This window comes from Microbispora siamensis (genome assembly GCF_016863095.1).
Lineage (GTDB): Bacteria > Actinomycetota > Actinomycetes > Streptosporangiales > Streptosporangiaceae > Microbispora > Microbispora siamensis.
Map to the genome: position 1 here is coordinate 57273 of NZ_BOOF01000016.1, position 24485 is coordinate 81757.

At 71.0% G+C, this 24485-nt stretch carries 21 protein-coding genes; 14 read left to right on the top strand and 7 right to left on the bottom strand.

Annotation, left to right across the window (positions count from 1 at the left end):
• Nucleotide 1: 1 nt before the first annotated feature.
• From Msi02_RS15880 to Msi02_RS15890, 3 genes are all read right to left on the bottom strand, one after another.
• Entirely contained in the window at nucleotides 2-862 is an 861-nt protein-coding gene (locus Msi02_RS15880; protein ID WP_204049060.1) for an arginase family protein, read from the bottom strand.
• Nucleotides 863-925: 63 nt separating this feature from the next.
• Entirely contained in the window at nucleotides 926-1951 is a 1026-nt protein-coding gene (locus Msi02_RS15885; protein WP_204049061.1) for a sporulation protein, read from the bottom strand.
• Nucleotides 1952-2049: 98 nt separating this feature from the next.
• Nucleotides 2050-2355, bottom strand: coding sequence for an MFS transporter (locus Msi02_RS15890; RefSeq protein WP_204049062.1), 306 nt, complete (start codon nucleotides 2353-2355; stop codon nucleotides 2050-2052).
• Between the two features lie 202 nt (nucleotides 2356-2557).
• Between Msi02_RS15890 and Msi02_RS15895 the strand changes: the two genes are divergently transcribed.
• A complete protein-coding gene (locus Msi02_RS15895; protein WP_239108447.1) occupies nucleotides 2558-3592 on the top strand; it encodes a lysylphosphatidylglycerol synthase transmembrane domain-containing protein in 1035 nt (344 codons plus the stop codon).
• Between the two features lie 37 nt (nucleotides 3593-3629).
• On the opposite strand, the gene Msi02_RS15900 is transcribed toward Msi02_RS15895, so the two are convergent.
• The gene (locus tag Msi02_RS15900) at nucleotides 3630-4337 is read right to left on the bottom strand and encodes a DedA family protein (RefSeq protein WP_204049063.1); all 708 of its coding nucleotides are present in this window, start codon (nucleotides 4335-4337) and stop codon (nucleotides 3630-3632) included.
• 113 nt (nucleotides 4338-4450) lie between these two features.
• On the bottom strand, nucleotides 4451-5335 hold the full coding sequence (ypfJ, locus tag Msi02_RS15905; RefSeq protein WP_204049064.1) for a KPN_02809 family neutral zinc metallopeptidase: 885 nt from the start codon (nucleotides 5333-5335) through the stop codon (nucleotides 4451-4453).
• Nucleotides 5336-5727: 392 nt separating this feature from the next.
• Here ypfJ and Msi02_RS15910 point away from each other — a divergent pair, with 392 nt between their 5' ends.
• The 9 genes from Msi02_RS15910 to Msi02_RS15950 all read left to right on the top strand — a co-directional run bounded on the left by Msi02_RS15910 (nucleotide 5728) and on the right by Msi02_RS15950 (nucleotide 16088).
• Nucleotides 5728-9648, top strand: a complete 3921-nt coding sequence (locus Msi02_RS15910; RefSeq protein ID WP_204049065.1) for a metallophosphoesterase — start codon at nucleotides 5728-5730, stop codon at nucleotides 9646-9648.
• A 100-nt stretch (nucleotides 9649-9748) separates the two neighbouring features.
• Nucleotides 9749-10873, top strand: coding sequence for a HupE/UreJ family protein (locus Msi02_RS15915; protein WP_204049066.1), 1125 nt, complete (start codon nucleotides 9749-9751; stop codon nucleotides 10871-10873).
• Nucleotides 10874-10998: 125 nt separating this feature from the next.
• Nucleotides 10999-11595, top strand: a complete 597-nt coding sequence (locus Msi02_RS15920) for a class I SAM-dependent methyltransferase (RefSeq protein ID WP_204049067.1) — start codon at nucleotides 10999-11001, stop codon at nucleotides 11593-11595.
• Between the two features lie 81 nt (nucleotides 11596-11676).
• Complete coding sequence (locus Msi02_RS15925; RefSeq protein WP_079313750.1) at nucleotides 11677-12087, top strand: TOBE domain-containing protein; 411 nt, start codon at nucleotides 11677-11679, stop codon at nucleotides 12085-12087.
• An 11-nt stretch (nucleotides 12088-12098) separates the two neighbouring features.
• Nucleotides 12099-12878, top strand: coding sequence for a molybdate ABC transporter substrate-binding protein (gene modA / locus Msi02_RS15930; protein ID WP_204049068.1), 780 nt, complete (start codon nucleotides 12099-12101; stop codon nucleotides 12876-12878).
• Nucleotides 12875-13684, top strand: a complete 810-nt coding sequence (modB, locus tag Msi02_RS15935) for a molybdate ABC transporter permease subunit (protein ID WP_204049069.1) — start codon at nucleotides 12875-12877, stop codon at nucleotides 13682-13684. The genes modA and modB overlap by 4 nt, the downstream gene beginning before the upstream one ends.
• Nucleotides 13681-14712: an ABC transporter ATP-binding protein gene (locus tag Msi02_RS15940; RefSeq protein ID WP_204049070.1), complete on the top strand. Its 1032-nt coding sequence runs from the start codon at nucleotides 13681-13683 to the stop codon at nucleotides 14710-14712. The genes modB and Msi02_RS15940 overlap by 4 nt, the downstream gene beginning before the upstream one ends.
• Nucleotides 14713-14786: 74 nt before the next feature.
• Complete coding sequence (locus Msi02_RS15945; RefSeq protein WP_204049071.1) at nucleotides 14787-15647, top strand: TIGR03619 family F420-dependent LLM class oxidoreductase; 861 nt, start codon at nucleotides 14787-14789, stop codon at nucleotides 15645-15647.
• An 81-nt stretch (nucleotides 15648-15728) separates the two neighbouring features.
• Entirely contained in the window at nucleotides 15729-16088 is a 360-nt protein-coding gene (locus Msi02_RS15950) for a hypothetical protein (protein ID WP_204049072.1), read from the top strand.
• A gap of 21 nt (nucleotides 16089-16109) precedes the next feature.
• On the opposite strand, the gene Msi02_RS15955 is transcribed toward Msi02_RS15950, so the two are convergent.
• A complete protein-coding gene (locus Msi02_RS15955) occupies nucleotides 16110-17597 on the bottom strand; it encodes an MFS transporter (RefSeq protein WP_204049073.1) in 1488 nt (495 codons plus the stop codon).
• Nucleotides 17598-17739: 142 nt separating this feature from the next.
• Between Msi02_RS15955 and Msi02_RS15960 the strand changes: the two genes are divergently transcribed.
• Both Msi02_RS15960 and Msi02_RS43990 read left to right on the top strand, forming a co-directional pair.
• Nucleotides 17740-18354 carry a TetR/AcrR family transcriptional regulator gene (locus tag Msi02_RS15960; RefSeq protein ID WP_204049074.1) on the top strand — a complete coding sequence of 205 codons (615 nt, stop codon included), beginning with the start codon at nucleotides 17740-17742 and terminating at the stop codon, nucleotides 18352-18354.
• 65 nt (nucleotides 18355-18419) lie between these two features.
• Nucleotides 18420-19019 carry a sugar O-acetyltransferase gene (locus Msi02_RS43990; protein WP_204049075.1) on the top strand — a complete coding sequence of 200 codons (600 nt, stop codon included), beginning with the start codon at nucleotides 18420-18422 and terminating at the stop codon, nucleotides 19017-19019.
• 40 nt (nucleotides 19020-19059) lie between these two features.
• Here the strand turns inward: Msi02_RS43990 and Msi02_RS15970 are convergent, their stop codons facing one another.
• Entirely contained in the window at nucleotides 19060-19575 is a 516-nt protein-coding gene (locus Msi02_RS15970; RefSeq protein WP_204049076.1) for a DUF6624 domain-containing protein, read from the bottom strand.
• A gap of 304 nt (nucleotides 19576-19879) precedes the next feature.
• Between Msi02_RS15970 and Msi02_RS15975 the strand changes: the two genes are divergently transcribed.
• A complete protein-coding gene (locus Msi02_RS15975) occupies nucleotides 19880-20710 on the top strand; it encodes a DUF6745 domain-containing protein (RefSeq protein ID WP_204049077.1) in 831 nt (276 codons plus the stop codon).
• A 489-nt stretch (nucleotides 20711-21199) separates the two neighbouring features.
• Nucleotides 21200-24466, top strand: a complete 3267-nt coding sequence (locus Msi02_RS15980) for a LamG-like jellyroll fold domain-containing protein (protein ID WP_204049078.1) — start codon at nucleotides 21200-21202, stop codon at nucleotides 24464-24466.
• Nucleotides 24467-24485: the final 19 nt, after the last annotated feature.

A 24485-nucleotide genomic window follows, 5' to 3' on the forward strand; every position in this document is an offset into this window, starting at 1 on the left:
TTCAGGCGGTGGTGGCGTCGGCGAGCAGGTCAGGGACGAGCGAGGCGAGGATCGCCTGGTCCTCCTCACGGCGGGGGGCGTACTCCGTGATCCCCAGGCCGGCGAGGAGAAAACGGGCCGTCAGCGCGCGTACGGCGTCCCGCAACGCCGTGACGGACAGACCGCCGGCCTCGGGGTAGCTGAGCGACCCGAACTCCTCCGGATCGAGAACGTCGAGGTCGATGTGGATGTAGACGGCGGTGCCCCCGGCGGCGGCGACGGCCGGGACCAGGACGCCGGGGTCGGCTGTCAGCTCGGGCACGGTGTGCCAGACGAGGCCCGCGTCGGTGGCGTAGGCCAGCTCCGCCGGATCCAGCGCGCGGACCCCGGCGAGGATCACCTGCCGGGGACGCAGAGCCCGCGCCGGGACCAGATCGGGATGCCCATCGCCCAGCAAGGTGCGCAGGACCATGCCATGGAAGGCGTGCGAAGGTGAGGAGCCGGGTGTGTTGAGATCGCCATGGGCGTCGAACCAGACGACGACGAGCCCGTCGCCGTGTCGCGCCAGGGCGGCCGACACCGGCTCCACCTCCACCCCGCAGTCGCCGCCTACCGTGACGACCGTGGCCGCGCCGCACTCGGCGAGCGCGGCGCGGGTGCGGGCGGCGACGGCGGTGAGGACGTCCAGGGCCCGGACGCCGTCCCCCTCGGCGCCCGCGCTGTCCGGAACGGGCACCCGCACGGCCCGCATGGACGGTTCTGCGGACGTCACGGTGGACGCCACCAGGGAGGTCAGCCGTTCGGCGCCGAGGGAGAGGAGCCGGGCGTCGCCGACGCTCGACCCCTGCCATTGGGGCACCTGAACGACCGCGGTCGGAAGCACCGTCCGATCATTCCATGCCGATGCCCACCAGGGCAGGGGCGGTGCCCGTCGTGCCCGGAGGCGCTACCAGTCGCCGTCGCCGCCCTCCTCCTCGTCGTCCTCGAAGATCTCCTCGACGATCTCGCCGGCCACGAGGCCGCCGACGATCCCGGCCGCACCGGCCGCGGCCACCGCACCCCAGCCCGGGCCGTCCCGGTGCTCGTAGTGGCCGCCGTGCCCGTAACCGTGCCCGTGGTCCCCGTGCCCATAGCCGTGGTCCCCGTGCCCGTAACCGTGCGCGTAGCCGCCGTGGTGATCGCCGTACGGCGCACCGTGGTGGGCGCCGTACTGGGTGAGCCCGGTCAGCCAGCGGTCGATCTCGCCCGGCCAGTCCGTGCGCGCCGCGTCGTCGTGACTGACGCGGAAGCGGCCGATGGCGTCGCCGGAGTAACGTCCCGCCCGCTTGTCGGCCTCCAGGATCACCTCCAGACCCGCGGGGTCGGCCACGAAGGTGAGCTCGACCTCCCCCACCACACCCGCGTGCCGCGGGGGCGGGTAGAACTCGATCTCCTGGTAGAACGGCAGCTCCTGGCGCACGCCGTACAGGTGGCCGGCCTCCAGGTCGGCCGACTTGAAGGCGAAACCGAGCTGGAGGAACGCCTCCAGGATGCGGCGCTGCGAGGGGAGCGGCTCGACGGCGATCGGGTCGAGGTCGCCCTTGTCGACGGCCTTCGCGATGCCCACCTCGGTGCGTACGCCGAGCGCCATGCCGGTCAGGCGCTGTCCGTCGATCTCGCTGATCGGGGTCTCCCACGGCACCGGGATCTGGAAGGGGATGCTCCGGTTCTCGCCCTGGCGCAGGGTGAACGGACCGGACACCCGGGCGCGGGAGAATTCGGCGAGCCCCGTGCTCTCGCCGGCGCCGTGCTCGATCTCCACCCCGGCGACCAGGCCGAGAGTGATGTCCTCGATCTCGGCGTCGAAGTCGCCGCCGGACAGTCTCACCTCGCCCGTGAGCACGCCGCCCGGCCGGACTCGTGGGGTGGTCAGTACGGTGTCCACCGAGGGGGCGCCCACCCCGAGAGCGCCCAGCATCCGCTTGAAGACCACGTGTTTCTCCCTGTCGACGGTCGATGAGGTCCGCCCACCTGAACGATCAAGAGCCCTGGCCGGGTTCCGGCCGCCGGTAAAGATCACCCTTCCGAGGATCACGATCTCGCCGGCGCGGCGCGGACGTCGGGGACGTGCAGCTCACGCACCCTCGGGAACAGCACGGCCGGCATGGAGACCAGCACCACCATCACGCCGCACCCGATCAGGGCGGGCCGCGGTCCGATCGTCACGGCCGGCGGGCCGGCCACCAGCATGCCCAGAGGGCCGAGCATCAGGGAACCGAGCGAATCGTAGGAACTGACCCGGGACAGCGACTCACCCGGGATCTCCCGCTGGACCGTGGTGTTCCACAGCACGCCGTAGATGTCGAAGCAGACGCCGGCCCGTAGATCGGCGAGCACCGAGCAGGCGCCGCCGCTGGAACCTTGACCGGGGGGACCGGGAACTGCTCCTGCTCGGGACGGCCGCGCTGTTCCAGGCGCACCTGCGGAAGCGACGCTTCCGAGAAAGTTTTCCGTCAATTTTACTCAAAAGAGCATGTTTGGGATTGTTCTCCATTTGGCTCCCAGAGTGGGAGCTATACGACGGAGGTGGCGAATCGGCGTGGAGAACACTCCGGCGGAGGCAGATGTGGCGAGGGGCCGCGCGCCCAGGGGCAGGGTCGTCATGTCGCTGATCTCCCTGGCGCTGGCGGCCGTGCTCATCTCCTTCCTGCCGCACCTCACCGGAGTCACCTGGGGGCAGCTCGACGAGCGCCTCGTGCGGGTCGGCTGGGGCGCGATGGCGGTGCTCACGGCGCTGTGGCTGGCCGGGCTCTGGGCGTACTCCAACGTGGTGAGCGACTCCCTGCCCGGGTTGAGCAGGCGCCGGGCGATGCTGGTCAACTGCGTCGGCAGCGGCGCCAGCAACGTGCTGCCGTTCGGCGGGGCCGTGGGCGTGGCCATGACCTTCACCATGATGACCAGGTGGGGCTTCGGGCGGCGGCCGGTGGCGGCCTCGACGGTCGTGACGGGCGTGTGGAACCTGCTGTCGCGCTTCCTGCTCCCCGCCGTGGGACTCGTCTGCCTGGTCGGCGCGGGATACATGCCGGACCGCCGGCTGGCGGCGGCCGCCGGGGTCGGCGGCGCGTTGCTCATCGGTGTCGTCGTCGCCATGTCGGCCGCCCTCCAGCGGGAGACGGTGGCCGACCTGCTGGGGCGGGGCCTGGATCGGGTGGTCCGGTTCCTGCCGCTCCGGCGGAAGCCGTGCCTGCGCGACTTCCTGCTCGACCTGCGTCACTCCACCATCGAGATCACTCGTACGCGGTGGCCCCGGCTCACGCTCGGCATGGTCGCCTACATGGCGCTGCAGTGCGTCCTGTTCATCGGATGCCTGCACGCGACCGGCGCCGAGGTCGCCATCCCCGAGGCGGTCGCGGCCTTCGCGATCAACCGGGTGCTGACCACCGCGGTCGTCACGCCGGGCGGATCGGGGATCAGCGAGTCGGCGACGGCGCTGGCGTTGATCGGCTTCGGCGTCGCGCCCGGGGCGGCCACGGCGGCGGTGCTGCTGTTCTGGTTCTTCGCCCACCTGATCGAGATCCCGGTGGGCTGGTTCGCCTGGAGCATCTGGTCGCTGACCGCACGCGCACGGCCGTGAGCACGCGATCTGCACCTTGAGGTGTTGGCGGTCGCGGCTACCTCTTTACCGGGCGGCCGGAGGGTGCGGCCCTGGCACACTCCGGCCCGGCACACCCCGCCCTGGCACACTCCGCCCCGGCACACTCCGTGACCGGCGAGCGCGGCCGGGTCAGCCGGTGCAGGCCCAGGCCGGCGGCGGCCAGCACGGCCAGGCCGGCCACGGCCAGGAGGCCGACCCGCCCGGAGACCCGCTCCACCAGCTCGTACGAGCCTCCCGCGGCGTACCCGAGCCCCACCGTGCCCGCCCCCCAGGCCAGGCCGCCGGGCACCTCGAAGGCGAGGAATCTCGCGTACGGCAGGCGTCCCATGCCGGCCAGCATGGGGACCAGGGCGCGCAGCAGACCGACCCAGCGGCCGAAGAGAACGGCCCATCCGCCGCGCCGCCGCAGGTAGTCCTCGGTGCGGTCCCATCGCTCCACGCTCACCCGGCGGCCCAGCCGGCTGTCGCGCACGCGGGGCCCCAGCCGCCTGCCGATCCGGTAGCTGATCGAATCCCCGGCGACCGCGCCCACGCCGGCCACGGCCATCATGAGAGGCAGGCTCACGTGCCCCGTGAAGGCGAGGAATCCGGCCATCAACAGGGTGAGCTCACCCGGCACCAGCAGCCCGACGAGCGCCGCCGTCTCCGCGCAGGCCATCAGCCCGACCATCAGGTAGGCCCACGGGCCCGCCACCGCCATGAACTGGTGCAGCCCCTGCGTCATCGGATGCCCCCCGCCGCCGCGACGACTGTCTCCCCACAATGCACGTCACAAGGGGAACGCCAGTAGCTCGCGGCGGGAAAACCTCGGTAAGCGTCGAGGCCGCAGGGAAAACGTCAGATGGTGCCGGAGAACGTGTCGCATTGGGCGGGGGCGCCCGTCTTGTATCCCGTGGTGAACCATTTCACCCGCTGCCGTGAGCTTCCGTGCGTCCACCCCTCGGGGTCCACCCTGCCCTGGGCGCGCTCCTGGATCCTGTCGTCGCCCACCGCCGCCGCGGCGTCCAGGGCCTCCTGGATGTCCGCCGCGGTGAACGGGCCCTCGTAGAACCCCGTGTCGACCGCGTTCTTCGCCCACACCCCCGCGTAGCAGTCCGCCTGAAGCTCCAGCCGTACGGAGGCGCTGTCCGCCCCCCGGCTGTCGCCGCCGACCCGCCGGGTGGTGCCGAGCAGGTTCTGCACGTGGTGGCCGTACTCGTGACCGATCACGTACGCCTGGGCGAACGGCCCGCCCTTGGCGCCGAACTGGCTCTCCAGCTCCTTGAAGAAGCCCAGGTCGAGGTAGATCTTGCTGTCGGCCGGGCAGTAGAAGGGGCCGACGGCCGAGCTCGCCTGGCCGCAGCCGGTGCTCACGGCCTTGGTGAACAGGACGGTCCGCGCGTTGCGGTACGGCTGCTTGCCCCGCTCGGCGAAGGCGTCCCGCCAGTATTTCTGGACGCTGTTGACCACTCCCACCACGCGGCACTTCTCCGACTGGTCCGCGTCGCTGCCCTTCTTGCACTGTGCACTCAGGTCCGAGGCCGGACGCGCGCCTGTGGACCCGCCGGACGAGGAGCTTCCACCGCTGAGGAGATCGGCCGGGTTGACGCCCAGGACCAGGGCGACGACCAGCGCGACGACACCGACGACGCCCCCGCCGATCGCGAGCCCGCCGCCCGGGAACCCTCCGCCGCCCTCCTCCACCTGTGACGCGTCGAGATCCACGTCGTCGCGGAAGTCCATCGCGCCCGCCTTCCTGTTCCGGGACCTGCCACGCCCTATGATCCCCGACGGCCGCCGCTCGCTCATCCGGCGCTTCCGCCAGCAGAAGTGCCCTTTCTGGACATTTAGGGATAAAAGCGCACGAAGTTCGTCACCGTGTTGCGCTTTGCGGAATTGCGAGCGTTGTGACCTAGTCGTTCCTGATTCGTAACGGATGACCAGAATGAGGCGATAGTTCGTCTTTGCTTCAGTCCCTTCACGCACTTCGTTCACTCGCGAGATCCACTGTGACCGCTCGAGACCGCGCCGCTTTATCGGCGCTTTATGCAACGTGATGGAAGGGACTGCACCTGATGCAGCCAGTGGCAGCGAGAAAGCTGCTGGGAGGCCTGAGGAGGCGAGGGCGTCTCGCCGTGGCCGCCGTGATCGCCCTGGTCGCGACGCTGCTCGTCAGCGGCGTCGTGACGGCGGCGCACGCCGACCCGGACCCGGCGACAGCGGGTCGTGGACGCCCAAGCCCGACGCCGACCGGTTCCCCCACCCCGCCCAGCCTCAGCCCCGCCGGCGGCTCGTACATCGAGGGCACGGTCAAGGTCGCGGCGGTTCCGGCCGCGGCCGGTGACAGCGTCACCGAGCTTGCCGTCGACGGCGCCGCTCTGAACGCCACCCGTACGGTGGGCGTGTCCAGGCTCCGTTTCGACGTCGGCTCGAACTCGACGGAGGCGCGATACCACAACTACGTGCTCGTCAACGGCGTCTACCGGAGCGACATCGGCGACCTCGTGAACGAGCGGGGGACCATCGAGATCCCGAACGAACACCTCGTCAAGGGCGAGAACACCATCGAGATCTTCGCCGGGACGATCCAGAGCTCGTGCGGCACCAACTACGACGACTTCGTCCTGTCCGACGTGGGCCTCGAACTGCTCGGTGAGGTCGCGGACGGTGAGGACAACCCCTACACCCTGTCCTTCGGCGACGGCAACTGTGGCTCGAACACCGCGCTGCTCAAGCAGGCCACGCTGAAGTTCTTCGTCAAGGGCGACCCGCAGGGGACCACGGGTCTCGCGACGGACCTGGACACCACGACGCTGGCCAACGGCGAGCACGCCATCACCGCCAAGGCCGCGTCCGGGGCCACGGTCAAGCACAGCGTGACCGTGAACAACGCCCCGGCCGGGGCGCCCCGGCTGCTGCCCACGGACGGCACGCTGGTGGCACGCACCACGCCGATCCACGCGACCGTGCCGGCGGCCGGCGGGGGCGGCGTCTCGTCCCTCACCGTCGACGGCGCGGAACCCGCCACGAAGGCCACCCTGGGCAACGGCGCGGCGACGTTCAGCTTCGACGTGGGCGCGGACTCGATCGACGACAAGTACGACGACTTCCTGCTTGTCAACGGCAAGCGCATCGACCTGGGCGGCACCTGGGCGGGCCGGCGCGTAACCGTCGCCGTTCCCGCCCGGTTCCTGGTGCCGGGGGACAACACGGTCAAGGTCGTGACCGGTGACTGGAAGGCGTCCTGCGGCACCGACCGCGACGACTTCACCATCGCGAACCTCGACCTCGCCCTCGACGGCGCCACCGTGACGGGTCACGACGTCAAGCCGTCCTACGACCTGGGCGACGGCACCTGCGGCAGCAGCCAGACCGCCCTTCGTGAGGTCGAGCTGCGCTACACGATCGACGCTCCGGCGGTGCACGTCGTCCGGACGCTCGGCTCGGGTGACGCGACCCTGAGCTTCACCGTCGGCACCAACTCGATCGAGGCGCGCTACCAGAACTATCTGCTCGTGAACGGGCGGAAGGTCGTGCTCGACGGCGACTTCGTGAGCCGGCGGGTCGACTTCACCTTCCCGAACGAGTACCTCGTGCCCGGCTGGAACACGATCGACTTCGTGACCGGCACCTATCCGACGTCGTGCGGCAACAACCGCGACGACTTCGCGATCTCGAACATCGCCCTCACCCCTGTGAAGGGCACGGCGGCCGGTCAGATGCTCAAGAGCTCCTACAGCATGGGCGACGGCAACTGCGGCGACAACGTGAACCTGCTGACCGAGATCGACCTCGAGTTCCTCGTGGACGCCCCCGCCGGCGGCCTGAGCGCCGATCTCGACACCACCGCGATCAAGGACGGCAAGCACACCCTCGCCGCGACCTCGACCACGGGCGAGACCGCCACCCGTACGCTGATCACCGACAACTCGGCGCCCAAGGTCGCCACGAGCGTCCCCGCCGCGGGCGAGAAGATCACCGCCTCCGTGGTGCTGGACGTCAAGCTGGAGGACGCCTCCGGCGTGGTGTCCGGGCCGGACGTCACGCTCGACGGGCAGGCGATCGCGCTGGGCGCCCAGGTGGGTCCCGGACTGCGGCCCGGTTCGCACACCCTCGCCGTGATCGCCGCGGACTCGCTCGGCAACACCGCCACCCGGGAGGTCACGTTCGAGTCCGCCGGCATTCCCGACGCCCCCGCCGAGCTCACCCCGGCGTCCGGAGCCGTCGACGTGTCGGGCTCCGTCACGCTCTCGGCGAAGGTCGCCGAGCCCGGCGGAGGCCAGGTCACGGCGACGTTCTCCGAAGCCGACATCCTGACCCCGAACCAGGCGTTCCAGGGCGTGGCCGAGACCGTCCCCACGACCCTGCAGGTGCCCGGCGAGAAGAAGGTCAAGGCCGCCGGGCTTGAGCCCGCCGACGGTGCGACGCTCGACGCGCCCGCCGGCCGGGACGTCACCTACCAGCGGTACGACATCCAGGTGAAGGGCCACGTGGACGCCCCGGTCCTGCGCTGGGAGGGCGTCATCGACCCCGAGCGCCTGGTGTCGCTGCGGGCGTGGAACACCGAGACCCGGGCGTGGGATCTGCTGACGAGCTCCCGCGGCGCCGCCGAGGGTCAGACCGCGCTCACCGCCGTCGTCGGCGACCAGTACGTCGACGGGCAGCAGGTCCACGTGATGGTGACGGGCGAGGACCCGTTCGCCGACGACATCGACCCCGGTGACCCGAACGGCTTCGCCGACCCCTCCACGTACGACTTCTCGATCGTCCACTTCACCGACACGCAGTACCTCTCCGAGGGTGCGGTGGAGCAGGAGACCGCCGAGGAGCGCGCGGTGTGGGAGTCCGCGTACGCCGGGATCGTCAACTGGATCAAGGACAACAAGGACCAGCGCAAGATCTCGTACGTCGCGCACACCGGTGACCTCATCGAGAACAACATCCGCAAGCCCGCGGACGAGGCCACGCAGCGGCAGGTCGTCGGCGAGTTCGAGGTGTCGTCCAAGCAGCAGCGCGTCCTGGACGAGGCGAAGATCCCGAACGGCGTGATCGCGGGCAACCACGACAACCAGTCGGGCACCGAGGACGGGCCGGAGGCGATCTACAACACGTACTACGGCCCCGGCCGCTACCAGACGGCGGCGCAGGGCTGGCAGCACGCCGAGTACGGCGGGCCGTGGAAGGAGGGCGACAACCAGAACCACTACGACCTGTTCTCGGCCGGCGGGCTGGACTTCGTCGTGGTCGGCCTGTCGTACGGCGTCACGCGGGAGGAGGCCGAGTGGGCCGACTCCGTCTTCAAGCGGTTCCCCGACCGCAACGGCATCCTGCTCTCGCACGACTACCTCGTGCCGAGCACCAACCCGGACGGGCGCGGCGCGGGATTCTCGGCGCCGGACGGCTCGATGCTCTACAAGACGGTGGTCGAGAAGAACCCGAACGTCTTCCTCATCCTCGCCGGGCACGAGCACGGCGTGGCCACCAACGTGAAGCCGAAGGTCGGCCAGGTCGGCAAGGGCGTCGTCGAACTGCTGGCGGACTACCAGTTCTACACGGTCTCCGCCGACCGCCTCGGGCTCACCCAGGTCGGCGGATACAACCCGGACGACCAGCTTCAGTTCGGCGCGAGCTTCTTCCGGCTGCTGCAGTTCAACGTCAAGCGGGCCGAACTGACGGTGGACACCTACTCGCCGCTGCTGAACGACTTCGGCGCGGGCGAGTTCGACCCGCTGCGCCGCTACGACGGCCGCGAGGACAACATGGTGCTGCCGGTCGATCTCACCACCCGCACGACGAGCTTCACGACCGACTCGCTGGCGATCTACAAGCCCACCCGGGTCATCGGCACGAGCACGGTCCCGTCGGGTCAGGTGGCCTCGGCGACCTGGAAGCGTCTCAAGGGCGACACGGCCTACGCCTGGTTCGTCACCGCACGCTCCACCGGCGGCGGCGTGACCGCCTCCGAGCCGAGCGTCTTCGTCACGAAGGACGAGCACGGCCGCCCCGGCAAGTGGGGACCGGACTCGCCCCTCTACCGCTGGTTCCAGCGCAGGTAACCGTCATCGCCGCCCCGGACCCCGCGACGACGCGGAGCGTCCGGGGCGGCCTCCCATTCGATGGCCCCCTCGAATCTCGGACCCCCTTGGAGAACGAGACATGTCTCGCAGGCTGTCCGCCGCCTTCCTCGCTCTCGCCTTCGCCCTCGGCGGGCTGACGGCGTTCTCCGCTCCGGCGGCGGCGCACAACGCGACCACCAAGGCGCACGCCACGGTGACCGGAACGGGCACGGACGTCAGAGTCGTGCTCGACCTGGAGTACGACCTCCTCATGAAGTCGGCCTGGCTGTACGCCGAGGCGTACGACGCGAAGGAGCGGGCCGAGCAACTCCGCCAGCTCAAGAAGAACCGCGCCGCCGTCGTCGACTACGTCACCCGCCGCTTCGCCGTGGCGTACGGCGACAGGCCGTGCGCGCCCAGGCCCGTGGGCGACGCGGGCGTGCGCGACCGGGACGACGTGGCCTACGCGGTGCTGACCCTCGACTACCACTGCGCGGGCGACGGCGGGGGAGGACACGCGATCTCCAGCGCCCTCTTCCCCGACGCCGAGAGCTTCGTGCACAGCACGGAGACGATCGTCGGCTACACGCTCGACGGCACGACGGGTTCGGCGGTCCTGACCGCAGGGAACCCGACGCTGCGGGTCGGCGAGCACCGGGCCTCGCACCAGATCGGGGAGTTCTTCCTGCTCGGCGCCGAGCACCTGCTGTCCGGACTCGACCACATCCTCTTCCTGCTCGCCCTGCTCATCGGCGCCCGCCGCCTGCGCGACGTCGTCGTCACGGCCTCGGCGTTCACGGCCGCCCACAGCATCACGTTCCTCCTGGCGGCGCTGGGGATCGTGGACGTTCCCGCGGGGATCGTCGAGCCGGTCATCGCGGTGTCCATCATCGTCGTGGCCGTCGCCAACCTCCTGGGCCGCGACGAGGACAAACTGGGCAGGTGGCGGCTGCCGATCGTCTTCGCCTTCGGCCTGGTGCACGGGCTCGGCTTCGCGAGCGCGCTGGACATCGAAGAGAAGGGGTCGTGGGAGCTGCTCCTGTCGCTGCTGAGCTTCAACGTCGGCATCGAGGCGACCCAGTTGCTGATCATCGCGGTGCTCTTCCCGCTGCTGGCGCTGCTGCGCCGTACGTCGGCAGTGCGCTGGGTGACCGCCGCCATGTCACTGCCCATCGTGGCGGTCGGCCTCTACTGGTGCGTCGACCGGATCACGCTCCCTCTCTGACGGAAGCCGGCGGTGATCCATTGGCATAGGGTGAGCCCGTGCGCGAACGGGTGCTCGGCTTCGTGACGAGGCCCGCACCGTGGTCGAATCGTTCATCCAGCTCCTTCCGCTGAGGAGACGAAGAGATGAACGATCGATCCCTTGAGGAGACCAGGGAGTTCTTCGCCGCGAAGGCGGACACCTGGGAGGAGAAGTATCCCGACGACGGCCCGGCCTTCGCCGCCGCGATCGCCGAGATGGCCCTGCCTGCCGGAGGTCTGGTCCTCGACGCCGGATGTGGCACCGGCCGCGCGTTCCCTCTGCTGCGGGACGCGGTCGGGGCCGCAGGACACGTGGTGGGCGTGGACGTCACCCCGGAGATGATCCGGTCGGCCCGCGAGCGCGGACGGGGCGAGTTCGGCCGGCTGCTGATCGCCGACGTCGGGAGGCTTCCGCTCCGCGACGGCGTGGCCGACGGCGTGCTGGCCTCCGGGCTGATCTCCCATGTTCTCCAGCCGGTGGCCGTGCTGTCCGAGCTGGCCCGGGTGACCCGCCCCGGCGGGCGGCTGGCGCTGTTCCATCCCGTGGGCCGTGCGGTGCTCGCGGCTCGGCGCGGCCGCACGCTGACCCCCGGCGACATACGGGCCGAGCACAACCTCCGCCCCCTGTTGGACACCGCCGGCTGGACCCTGATCGACTACGACGACACCGACGAGCGCTATCTGGCACTGGCTCGCAGATGAGAGAGCGATGTCCAGAATGAAAGAGCTTCTGCGATCGGATAGAACTCCAAAGGCCAGCAATTGCGGCGTAAGGTGGTGCCCGTGACGACGTTCCGGATCAGCGAAGCGGCCGCGGTGCTCGGCGTCAGCGCCGACACCGTGCGGCGTCTCGTCGACGGGGGCCGGCTCGCCGCGCACCGCGACGAGAACGGCCATCGCCTGATCGCCGGCACCGACCTCGCCGCGTTCGCCCGGGCCCAGACCGAGGCGGACGAGCGCACCGGAGTCTCCTCGGCGCGCAACCGCTTACGCGGGATCGTGACCGAGGTGATCAGGGACGCGGTGATGGCCCAGGTGGAGATCGCCGCCGGGCCGTTCCGCGTGGTCTCGCTGATGAGCCGCCAGGCGGCCGACGAGCTCGGCCTGGAGCCGGGGGTGATGGCGGTGGCCGTCGTCAAGTCCACCAACGTCGTCGTCGAGATCCCCGACCACGCGCGCGTCGCGAGTCAGTAGAAGGAGCTGTGGTGCTCAGACGTCTCTCCCTGGCCGCCGTCCTCGCCTCGGTGCTGAGCCTGGCGGCGTGCGGCTCCTCCTCCTCGGACACGGCCGCTTCCGCGTCCGGCTCGGGGGCTGCCAAGTCGCTCACGGTGTTCGCCGCGGCGTCCCTGACCGAGACGTTCACAGAGCTGGGCAGGCAGTTCGAGAGCACCCACTCCGGCACGAAGGTCACCTTCAACTTCGGCTCGAGCGCGACGCTCGCGCAGCAGATCACGCAGGGCGCCCCGGCCGGCGTCTTCGCCGCCGCGAGCCCGGCCACGATGAAGACGGTCACCGACGCCGGGCTGGCCTCGGCGCCCACCGTGTTCGTCAAGAACACGCTCCAGATCGCCGTCCCGCAGGACAACCCGGCCAAGGTCGAGTCGCTCAAGGACCTGACCGACCCGAAGGTCAAGGTCGCCCTGTGCGCCGAGCAGGTGCCTTGCGGCGCCGCGGCGACCAAGGCGCTGGACGCGGCCGGCCTCAAGGTCACTCCCGTCACCCTGGAGCAGGACGTCAAGGCGACGCTCACCAAGGTCCGGCTCGGCGAGGTCGACGCGGCGCTCGTCTACCGCACCGACGTGATCGCCTCCGGCGGGAAGGTCAAGGGCATCGACTTCCCGGAGGCCGAGCAGGCGGTCAACGACTACCCGATCGCGGTGCTCACCAAGGCGCCCGCACCCGATCTGGCCAAGCAGTTCGTCGATCTCGTGCTGTCGCAGCAGGGCAGGGACGTGCTGACCAAGGCCGGTTTCCAGGCGCCGTGACCGGGCCCGTACGAGCGCGGGGCCCGCGGGCGCGCACGCCGTGGCCGCTGTTGGTGCCCGCGCTCGCGGGACTGGCCTTCCTCGTCCTCCCGCTGGCCGGGCTGCTGGCCCGCGCGCCGTGGGCGACCCTGCCGGAACGGCTGGCCGAGCCGCGGGTGCTGGAGGCCCTGCGGCTCTCCCTGGTGACCGCGACCATCGCGACCGCCGTCTGCCTGCTGCTCGGCGTGCCGCTCGCCTGGCTGCTGGCCCGTACGACCCTGCCGGGGAGGCGGTTGCTGCGCGCGCTGGTCACCGTGCCGCTCGTCCTGCCGCCGGTCGTCGGCGGCGTCGCGCTGCTGCTGGTGCTCGGCCGCCGGGGGCTCGCCGGACAGTGGCTGTACGACGCCTTCGGCGTCTCCCTGCCCTTCACCACCACGGGAGTCGTCGTCGCGGAGGCGTTCGTCGCCATGCCGTTCCTCGTCATCGCCGTGGAGGGGGCGCTGCGCGCGGCCGACCAGCGCTACGAGGAGGCCGCCGCGACCCTGGGCGCCTCCCGCTGGACGGTCTTCCGCCGGGTCACCCTGCCCATGGTCGCCCCCGGCGTGCTGGCCGGTGCCGTCCTGTGCTGGGCCCGCGCGCTCGGCGAGTTCGGGGCGACCATCACCTTCGCCGGCAACTTCCCCGGCCGCACGCAGACCATGCCGCTGGCCGTCTACCTGGCGCTGGAGACCGATCCGGACGCCGCCATCGTGCTCAGCCTGGTGCTGCTCGCGGTCTCGGTGATCGTGCTGGCCGGGCTGCGCGACCGCTGGGTGGGTGCGGCATGAGCATGGAGGCCCACCTGGTCGTCGAACGTCCCGCCTTCCGCCTGGACGTCGAACTCCGCGCGGCGGCCGGTGAGGTGGTGGCGTTGCTCGGCCCCAACGGCGCGGGCAAGACGACCGCGCTGCGCGGCCTCGCCGGGCTCACCGCCCTGAGCGGCGGGCGCGTCGAGCTGGACGGCGCCGAGGTGCACCACCTCCCGCCGGAACGCCGCAGGATCGGCGTGGTCTTCCAGGACTACCTGCTGTTCCCGCACCTGTCCGCCCTCGACAACGTCGCCTTCGGGCCCCGCTGCCAGGGGCTCGGCAAGGCCGCGGCCCGTCGGGTCGCCGCCGAGCTGCTCGACCGCGTCGGCCTCGCCGGCCACGCCGATGTCCGCCCCGGGCGTCTGTCCGGAGGCCAGGCGCAGCGCGTCGCCCTCGCCCGCGCGCTGGCCGTACGGCCCCGCCTGTTGCTGCTGGACGAGCCGCTGGCCGCCCTCGACGCCCACACCAGGCTGGTGATCCGGGCCGAGCTGCGCCGCCACCTCGCCGATTTCGATGGCGCGACCATCCTGGTCACCCACGACGCGCTCGACGCGATGGTCCTGGCCCACCGGCTCGTGGTGATCGAGAACGGCGCGGTCGTGCAGACCGGCACCCCGAGCGAGATCGCCCGTCATCCGCGTACGGACTACGTCGCCCGCCTCGTCGGCCTGAATCTCTACCGGGGCGAGGCCGACGGGAACCACGTCGTCGTGGGCGACGTGCGCTTCAGCAGCGCCGAACGCCTGACGGGGCCCGCCTTCGTGGCCTTCCCGCCGTCCGCCGTCGCCCTCTACCGGACCCGCCCCGACGGCAGCCCGCGCAACCTGTGGCAGGCCGTCATCGACGGCATCGAACGACACGGCGACAACGTCCGCGTGCACCTCCACGGGCCGATCCCGCTGCTCGCCGACGTCACTCCGGCGGCCGCCGCCGATCTCGACCTCACCCCCGGCCGGCAGGTCTGGGCGGCCGTCAAGGCCACGGAGACGCACGCCTACCCGGCCTGACCCGGCTCCGCCCTTGCCTTGACGCCTGCGTCAAGGTTCTAGCGTGATCGCGAACACCGGCCCGAGGAGCCCCGATGAAATTCGCGATCGCCTACTCCACCGCTGACGGGCTCGACCCCGACCGGCTCGTGGCCTATGCCCGCCATGCCGAGGACTGCGGCTTCGAGGGGCTGTACCTGCCGGAGCACATCGCGCTGTATCCCGGCGCCGCGATCGGCTCCTTCGAGATCCCGCCGACGCTGCCCTATCCCGATCCGCTCGACTGCCTGAACTTCGTCGCGGCGGCCACGCACCGCCTCCTGCTCGGCACGGCCGTGCTGCTGCTGCCGTACCACCACCCGGTGGTCCTGGCCAAGCGCCTGGCGACGATCGACGTGCTGTCCAAGGGGCGGATGCGGTTGCTGACCGTGGGGCTTGGCACCCTGCCCGGCGAGGCCGGGGCGGCGGGGGTCGACTTCGGCAGCCGGGGGCGCCGTGCCGACGAGGCCATCGACGTGCTGCGGCTGCTGTGGGAGGGAGACGAGAAGGGCGTCAGCTTCAGCGGCGAGTTCTTCGGCTTCGACGACCTGTGCAGCTATCCCAAGCCCTATGACGTCATCCACCTGCCGATCCACGTGGGCGGGTCGAGCCGGGCCGCCGCCCGCCGCGCCGGGCGGCGCGGCGACGGCTACTTTCCCGGCGGCGCGCTCACCGCGGAGGAACGCGCCGTCCAGTGGGAACTGGCCCGGACGGCGGCAGCCGAGGCCGGTCGCGATCCCGACGCGCTGGAATACACGCGCTGGGGGTCGATCGACATGTCCCCGGAACGCGTCGAGACGTACGCCGCGCAGGGCGTGACCCGCATTGTGGTCAGCCCCTCGTCCACGGAACCGGAGCGGCAGCGGGACGAGATGTCCGCGTTCGCCCAGCGGTTCGCCCTCCCCCGTACGGTCTGACGCCTGGCTCGCTCGGTGCGAGGCGCGACAGCGTGACGCGGCGCTCGCGACCACAGGCGTGAAGAACGGTACATTGCGCGCATGTCCTCCACTTCGCGGCCGGACGATCGCCTCCCGTCCGTGTTCCGGTTCGCCACCGAGTTGGTCGCCTGGGTCGCGACACCGTGGGCCATCGCCTCATGGTCCGTGCCGCTGGCCGTGCTGTCGGTCGTGGTGCTGATCGGGCTGCCGACGCTGTTGTCCACGCCGGGCGACAAGCGGAACGTGATCGTCGCGGTGCCCGGGCCGGTCACGATCGCGCTGGTCCTTGTGCAGCTCGTGGCGGCGGTGGTGGCGGCGTGGGCCGCCTGGCCCGCGCTCGCCGCCGTGCCGGTGACCGTGCTGGCCGCGGTCACCGTGGTGCTCGAACTGCCCCGCTGGCGGTGGCTCGCCTCCCGCTGAGGCGTTCTGCCGGGGGACTGGTCACGCATGCGCGCGGTCGCGTCGTGCGCGGTTCGCGCGGTCGCGCCGTGTGCCGTCCGCGCGGTCGCGTCGTGTGCGCAGGAAGACCGCGGCGAGGAGGACGCCGAGCAGGACGAGGACCGCGTTGACGGCGACGGCGGCGGTGACACCGTGCAGGATCGCCCCGGCGGACGCCGCGCCCCCGGCCGTGGCGGTGGCGATCGCGGACATGATCGGGGTCCCCATGGTGATGCCGACCTGCTGGGACATCGACGCGAGGCCGGTGGCCAGGCCCTGCTCGTGGTCGGGGAGCCCGGTGGTGGCGGTGACCATGAAGCCGACGATGACGAGCATGTTGCCCACGCCGCCCAGGAAGGTGGCGGGCAGCAGCAGTCCCATCGAGGCCGGCGTGTCGCCCAGGAAGACCAGCACGGCGGTGAAGACGGCCTGGAGCAGCCCGCCGCCGATCAGGACGGCCGTCGTGGAGGTGCGGGCGATCGCCTTCGGGGCGAGCATGCCGCCGGTCACGGTCCCGGCTCCCAGGACACCGAAGGAGAGTCCGGCGGCGAGGGCCGAGAAGCCGAGGGTCTTCTGCATGTACAGGGTGAGCAGGTACACCAGGGACGTCTCGGTGACGAAGGCGAGCAGCCCGAGCAGGTTTCCCCAGGCCACAGTGCGCTTGCGCAGTACGCGCACCGGGACCAGGGGCTCGGCGGCCCTGCGCTCGACACGGTAGAAGACGACCAGCAGGACCGCCCCGGCCAGCAGGCCCGTCAGGGCGAGGGGCTCGGCCCAGCCGTGTTCGCCGGCCCGCGTCAGGCCGTAGACGACGCCGAGCAGCCCGAGGGTGACCGACAGCGCGCCGGGCAGGTCGATCCTGGGACGGGCGGCGGGACGCGACTCGGCGATGACGGCGGGGGCGACGAGGAGCACGGCCAGGGCGACGGGGACGTTGATGAAGAAGGCCCAGCGCCAGGACAGCAGGTCGGTGAGCACGCCGCCGAGGACCGCGCCGGCGGTGAACCCGGCGGACATGAGCGCGCCGTTGAGGCCCAGGGCCTTCTGGCGCAGAGGGCCTTCGGGGAAGGACGTGGTGAGCAGGGCGAGCCCGGCCGGGGTGGCGGCGGCGGTGGCGAGCCCTTGGGCGACGCGGGCGATGACGAGGATCGCGGGGGTCGGGGCGAGCCCGCCGGCCAGCGAGGCCGCGCACAGGAGCGCGAGGCTGCCGAGGAAGATGCGCTTGCGGCCGATCAGGTCGCCGATGCGGCCGAAGAACAAAGTGAAGCCGGCCGCGCACAGCGCGAAGGCGGTGGCGACCCACTGCAGATCCGCCAGGGAGAACCCGAGGTCGTCGCCGATCGCGGGCAGCGCCACGTTAAGGATCGAGAAGTCGACCGCCAGCATGAACTGGGCGACCAGCAGCACCGCGAGGACGACCTTCAGGCGGCCGGTCAGGCGCTGTGGTGGCGCGGCGGTCGCGGCCGCCGACAGAGATTTCGTGGTGGACATGACAGAGACATCCCTTCGGATATGGAGGCCGTGCAGCGGCTTAACGGGTCTGTCGTCCCGTTAAACTAATGAGGACACTAGCACTCCATGCCGCCTTAAGGGAACTGTGGTTCCGATAGTCGCCTTGTGGGAAGGAGCCGTCATGGCAGCAGCCACTCCACCGCCCGGTGCCGTCCGCCCAGGTGGACGCACCGCCCGCGTCCGCGAGGCCGTACTCGAAGCCGCCGCCGACACCCTGGCCGAAAAGGGCTTCGAGGGGCTCGACCTCGGCGAGATCGCGCGTACCGCGGGAGTCGGGAAGACCACCCTCTACCGCCGTTGGGGCACGCCCGGCGCGCTCGCCGCCGACCTTCTCCAGGACATGGCCGAACGATCCCTGCCCCGGTCCCGCAACGACGACATCGACCAGGATCTGCGCGACAACGCCCGGCTGGTCCTCAAAACCCTCACTGATCCCCGCCAGGGGCGGCTGTTCAAGGCATTGATCGCCGCCTCACTCTGCAACGAGCAGGCGGCGCAGGCCTTGCGCCGCTTCTACGCCGTACGCATCGACGAATGGGCCGGCTGCGTCACCGACGCGATCGAACGAGGGGAACTGCCCACCGGCACCGACCCGCGCCGGGTGATCGCCGCGGTCTCCGCACCCCTGTACTACGCCCTGCTCAACACCGGGGAACCTCTGGACGAGGCCGCGGCGGACCGGGCCGCGGCGGCGGCGCTGGCGGCGGCCCGCGCCGGGGCCCTCTCGATGAGCTGATGCGCCGGCGTCCGCGACACTTGCTCCTCGACGAGTACGAAGACCGAACGCCGCAGGAGACAACCGTGAGCCTCGAGGCACAGCGCGCCCACATCCTCACCGGGCAGATGTACAACGACCTGACCGACGAACTGGTCGCCGCCCGCCGGCGCGCCGTGCTGCTCACCAACGCCTACAACGACAGCTTCGGCGCTCCCCAGGCCCACCGCGAGGCTCTCCTGCGTGACCTGCTCGACCACGTCGGCCCCGGCGCTCACTTCGAGCCCACCTTCCGGTGCGAGTTCGGCTACAACATCAGCGTCGGCGCCGACTTCTACGCCAACTTCGACGCCGTCATGCTCGACGGCGCACGAATCACGATCGGCGACAACGTCCTGCTCGGACCGCGCGTGAGCATCTACACCTCCAATCACGCCATCGATCCCGGCGAGCGCGTCGCCGGGGCCTGCTACGCCAGACCCGTGACCATCGGCGACCGCGTGTGGATCGGGGGCGGGGTCACCGTCAACCCCGGTGTGACCATCGGCGACGGCGCGATCATCGGCTCCGGGGCCGTCGTGACCCGGGACGTCCCCGCACGCGTCATCGCCGCCGGCAACCCCGCCCGGATCCTGCGCGAGATCACCGAGCGGGACGTCACCGGCTGGCGCCCCGACGCCCCGTAGGCACCCCCGATAGGCACAGAAAGGTATGGCGAGAACGGCGTCAGACGTCGCCCTCGTACAGGCGCCGCATTTGCGCTTCATACTGCTCGAACGGCTCCAGGCCTACTGCGGCGCGTCGGTCGTCCAGTTGATCTGCGTCCTCTATCGGGTGTGGTCTGAAGCCGCTGCCCTCGTCGAGGAATTGAGTTCCATATAGCTGGGGACGACCGGAATTCACTCGCACCCGATCCTCGAGGTAGGCGAGGTGGGCGGGCTTCGCCTCGTTCCGGGCAACGGCGTCGGAAAGCGCCCGGTGGAATTCGCGCTGAATCTCGGGCGAGGCGTCGGCGTGCTGGGCGAGTAGCCATGCCGCGAGCGCCCCGTCCTCTCCGACCTGGGACAAGAGTGGCCAGCCGCGCATGCCTACCACCGACCGCAGCCATGCCGTGTTGTCCCGATCGATGTTCCTCCACTGGGCCATGCGCTCCTGGTTCAGAGGCTCCTCGGCTGGTTCACGGATATCCTGATCGACCTTCATGCGCTTCAGCAGTTCCGCTCGCAGTTCGTCGTCAGTCACGTTCCGACTTTACGATGCGGGTGGCGTCCAGCCAGCTTGTCGAAGCCGCGCAATCGATTTCGGAATACACTTGATTGCCGTCGACTGGGCGGTCGGCTTTTGGTGCCGTCCCCAGCCTGATTTCTGCCTCGCCGCAACCGGGCCGTCCGCTGCGGAGCAAACGGCGGTTGGGGCGGGGATCGGTCGAGTGGTTGCGCGCACCGCGGTGCGCAGGCCATCATCAAGGCATGATCTCCAACCGAAAGGGCGGCGACGCCCACGCGCGTTGAGCGCGCTCACGCGGCGCTACGCCGCCGCTGAACCTGTGACCGATGTCCGGAGCGGCAAGAGCGCCCACGACCGGTGGCAGGAAGCCGTCAAGATCCGGCAGGAGTGGCTCGACCACGGCCTGTCCACCCGACCGGCCGACCGGCGGACGGTCGAACACAGCCTGACCGCGATCTACGCGAGGATCTCTCGCCCGAAGCCCCGGTTCGAATGGGTCGACTCGCCGGACCAGGCGATCCCGCTTGTCGCCGGTCTGCCCACTCTCGACCGGCTCTACGGCTGGATCCGGAATCCGCACCCGCGGGGGACACCGCCACTGGCCAGCGATCTGGCCATGCTCGAGTCCCAGCTACGGGGCGCACTCAGTGCCGGGGTCTCCCACGCCGACCCTGAGCTGTCCCCGGCACGGAAGGGCAAACGGAACGAGCCCTGGCCCGAACTGCCACCGCTGAAGGCACTCGACGCCGGCGTTCCACTGGGTGTCGTGGTGCACCAAGGCATCCGTACCGCACTGCATCGGAGCCTCGCGCACGGTTTCCGCATGCCGATCCGCAACACGTTGGCCGGCAGCGGGCCCGTACCGGCGTGCTGGTACGGCCAGCAGGACGCGGCGTGGGTCGCCTACTACGACGCCCTGCATCGGCTCGGACTGGCCTCCTACGGGCCGGACGAACTCGAGCACCTCGGCCACTGGGCCGCACTGGCGCGCTCCGGCGGCTGGTGGTGGCCCGGCGAGGATGTGTGCGTCGTGGTGGACCGGCCCGAACTGGTCCGCACCGAACCGGTCCCCGGGACCTGGCACGACGAGGTCCGGCTCCGGCGCGGTGGTGTCCGCTACCGCGACGGCTGGCACCCGCTACTGGCATGACCAGCGGGCGGGCCGGGACGAGACACCTTCTCTCGTCCCGGCCCGCCCGATCGATCAGAAATACCGGCCGCAGGGGATCTGGCCCCATTCGTAGGACCAGCAGAGCTCCACCGTATAGGGGCGCCCGTCCTCGTAACCGATCTGGTGAAGGCCCGCGTCTCCGTATTCGTCCCCGTAGTCCCACCAATACGAGGGCACGAACGCCTGCACGCGCTCCAGGTTCAGCTCTTCAGCGGGCGCTCAGGCCGGGGATTGGAGCCCCCGCACCACACGGGGTGTGGTGCGGAGCCGCGGTGCTTGTCCGGTGAATAGACGACAGGCGTTGTAGCTGGTCAACGGATCACAATCGTCTTCCCGAGATGGGATGGCAGACGCTGTCTGGGCAGGAGCGGATGAGCCGTGACGAGGTGCATCGCCAAGCGTGTACGCGGATTCGTGGTTTGGATCGTCAGCCCGCTGGCACTGGCTTCGGTCGCGTTGGCGGCTCCGTTGAGCGCTCCGCCGGCCGCGGTCGCCGAAGTGGTCCGTCAGGCGGAGAACGCCTCGCCCTCACCGAGCGCGGACACGGCGCGCCACGACCGGAGGCCGGCACAGCGGTCCGACGAGGCCGCCGCGTCAGCCGCGGCACGCTCCTCACGGCATCGGGTGGAGGTGACCGGAAGCCGCACCGGCACCGAGACGGTGTACGCCAACCCGGACGGTTCGTTCACCGTGGAGCAACGGAGCCGGCCCGTCCGGGTGCGCCGGGGTGACGACTGGGTACCGGTCGACCCCTCCTTGCGCCGCGCCTCGGACGGCTCGGTGACCCCCGGCGCCACCACGACGGGGTTGCGATTCTCCGGGGGAGGGACCGCGCCCCTGGCCACGATGTCGGGCGGGACCTGGTCGATGTCGCTGGCGTGGCCGGCGGCGCTGCCGACGCCTTCGCTGTCCGGGGAAACCGCGACCTACCGGGACGTACTGCCCGGCGTCGATCTGCTGGTGACCGCGTCGAATGACGGATTCTCCGAAAGGCTGGTCGTGACCTCGCGCTCCGCCGCGGCCGATCCGGCGCTGCGCGAGGTCGCGTTCTCCCTGCGCTCTACCGGTGTTTCGGTGCTGGCGGGGGGCGACGGCGGGCTCGTGGGCCGGGACGAGGGGGGTGAGACGGTGTTCACCGCCCCGCCGCCGCTGATGTGGGACACCGCCGTGTCTCCCGGCGCGCCGCCACGGCAGGCCCGCGTGGGGCTCACCCTGCGGGACGGCACGCTGACCCTGCGGCCGGACCTGTCGTTCCTGCGCGATCCGGCCACGCGCTTCCCCGTCACGATCGACCCGTCGTTCAGCGGAAAGCGGCTGGACTGGACGACGGTGCTCGCCGGCTCCCCCGGTGTCTCCTTCTGGAACGGACAGAACCTCGCCGACAGCGCCAACGGCAAGGTGATGGTCGGCTACGAGACGGAGCAATACACGCTGGCCCGCTCGTTCTTCCGGATGGACACCTCGGGCGTCAGGGGCAAGCACATCCTCAACGCGAAGTTCCAGATCACCGAGAAGTGGTCGTGGTCCTGCCAGGCCCGGCCGGTCCAGCTCTGGCACGTCGGCGTGATCAACTCGGGCACCACGTGGAACAGCCAGCCCCAGTGGATCAGGCAACTGGGCGAGGCCGACGTCGCGAAGGGCAACGAGAACTACGGCTGCGGCGACGGGTCGGTCGAGTTCGACGTGACCTCGGCGGTGCGCGACGCGAGCGGCAGCGGGCGGGCGGATCTCACCCTCGGCCTCCGTGCGGCCAACGAGTCCGACGCCTACGGGTGGAAGCGTTTCGACGACAACCCGGTCCTGGCCATCACCTACAACACCGTGCCCGACGCGCCGTCCGGGCTGACCGTGGACGGAAAGCCCTGCGGCAGCGGGACATACGTCGGCACAACGACGCCGACGTTGCGCGCGAAGGCGTCTGACCCGGACGCGGGTCAGACGCTCGACGTGTCGGCCTACTGGGCGACGCCCGGCTCGGCCACGAACGGCACCGACAAGGTGACCCAGACCAACGTGGCGAACGGCGGGCAACTCGTCGTGAGCGTACCCGCCGGGCGGCTGACCGACGGGCAGTCCTACTACTGGCAGGCGCAGTCCACCGACAGGACCGACACCTCCCCCTGGTCCGGGCAGTGCGCGTTCACCGTCGACGCGACGCGCCCCGGCAGCCCTCCGACGGTGACGTCCGCCGACTACCCGGCCGACGGCGGCTTCCACGGCGGCAAGGGCAAGACCGGCATCTTCACCCTCGGCGCGGCCGGTGTCTCCGACGTGACGTCCTACCTGTACGGCTGGGCCGACCCGCCCACGACAGCGGTGGACGCCGGCACCCTCGGCGGCACCGCCACCGTGTCCGCGACGCCGCCGGGCGAGGGGATCAACACGCTGTACGTGCGGTCACGCGACAGGGCGGGCAACCTGTCCGACATCTCCAAATACGTGTTCTACGCGGGCTCGGCGAACGGCCCGGTGGGAAGCTGGATTCCGGACGACGGCGGGGGTTCGGGCACCACGTTGACCGACACCTCGGGGAACGGTCGTACGGCGACCCTGAGCGGCGGCGCGCAGTGGAGCGCCGGCCGGCTGCGGACGGCCGGCACCGCGATCTCCTTCGACGGGACGACCGGCTACGCCGCCACCGACGGCCCCGTCGTGCACACCGACCAGAGCTTTACGGTCTCCGCGTGGGTCCGGTTGACCTCCGCGGCCAAGTGGGCGACGGTCCTGTGCCAGGAAGGCGGGACGAACAGCGGACTCCTGCTGCAGTACGACCAACCCGGCAACCGCTGGTCCCTGACGGCGCAGACGGCCGACACCGCCGACCCGCCCGCCGTACGGGCCGGCTCGACCGCGCCGCGTACGGGCGTGTGGACCCACCTGCTCGGCACGTACGACGCCGGCGCGGGAGAGCTCCGCCTCTACGTCGACGGCGTCCTGTCCGGCACCGCCCCTGTGCGGATCGGCTGGAACGCGGGTGGCCGGCTGCTGATCGGGACCGAGAAGTTCAACGGCAAGCTCATCAGCTACTTCCCCGGCGACATCGCCGACGTCCGGGTGTGGGACCGGGTGGTCGACGCATCCGAGGCGAGGGCGCTCGCCACCGCACCGACCCTGGTCGGCGCCTGGAACCTCGACGGCGCGGGCGAGGACGCCTCCGGCTACGGCCGCCCCTTCGCGACCTCCGGCGGCGCGACGTGGACCGGAGGGCACAACGGGTCGGGCGGTGTCAGCTTCAACGGCACCGACGGGTACGCCGAGACGTCGGGCCCGGTGCTGCACACCGACGAGAGCTTCACCGTGGCCGCCTGGGTGCGCCTGACGACCACGAGCACCTCCGGCCGATGGGTCACCGCGGTCAGCCAGAACGGAGCCGCCTTCAGCGCGTTCGTGCTCTCGTACAACGGCAGCCAGTGGGCGTTCGCGTTGCACGCCTCGGACGTGGACGACCCGGCGAAGTGGCGGGTCGCTGCGGACCAGCCGGTCCAGGCGGGGGTGTGGACGCATCTGGCCGGGGTCTACGACGCCGGCACCCGTGAGATGCGGCTGTATGTGAACGGCAGACTCGCCGCGAGCACCACCGGCGCCGCGCCGTTCGACGCGGCGCGGACGCTGGACCTCGGCCGGGCCCGCGTGTCGAGCGCGTGGGGGGACCGGTGGCCGGGCGACGTCGACGACGTCCGTGCCTACCAGGGCGTTCTTTCCGACCAGCAGATCGTGACCCTGTTCAACGAGTGATCCCGGCGGCACCGCCGAA

What these genes read in the sequence shown, in the direction of transcription:
- Msi02_RS15940 (WP_204049070.1), top strand. Translation starts at nt 13,681, where the DNA reads ATGAGCATGGAGGCCCACCTGGTCGTCGAACGTCCCGCCTTCCGCCTG.
- Msi02_RS15900 (WP_204049063.1), bottom strand. Translation starts at nt 4,337, where the DNA reads ATGACGCAGGGGCTGCACCAGTTCATGGCGGTGGCGGGCCCGTGGGCC.
- ypfJ (WP_204049064.1), bottom strand. Translation starts at nt 5,335, where the DNA reads ATGGACTTCCGCGACGACGTGGATCTCGACGCGTCACAGGTGGAGGAG.
- Msi02_RS15945 (WP_204049071.1), top strand. Translation starts at nt 14,787, where the DNA reads ATGAAATTCGCGATCGCCTACTCCACCGCTGACGGGCTCGACCCCGAC.
- Msi02_RS15920 (WP_204049067.1), top strand. Translation starts at nt 10,999, where the DNA reads ATGAACGATCGATCCCTTGAGGAGACCAGGGAGTTCTTCGCCGCGAAG.
- Msi02_RS15960 (WP_204049074.1), top strand. Translation starts at nt 17,740, where the DNA reads ATGGCAGCAGCCACTCCACCGCCCGGTGCCGTCCGCCCAGGTGGACGC.
- Msi02_RS15955 (WP_204049073.1), bottom strand. Translation starts at nt 17,597, where the DNA reads ATGTCCACCACGAAATCTCTGTCGGCGGCCGCGACCGCCGCGCCACCA.
- Msi02_RS15915 (WP_204049066.1), top strand. Translation starts at nt 9,749, where the DNA reads ATGTCTCGCAGGCTGTCCGCCGCCTTCCTCGCTCTCGCCTTCGCCCTC.
- Msi02_RS15950 (WP_204049072.1), top strand. Translation starts at nt 15,729, where the DNA reads ATGTCCTCCACTTCGCGGCCGGACGATCGCCTCCCGTCCGTGTTCCGG.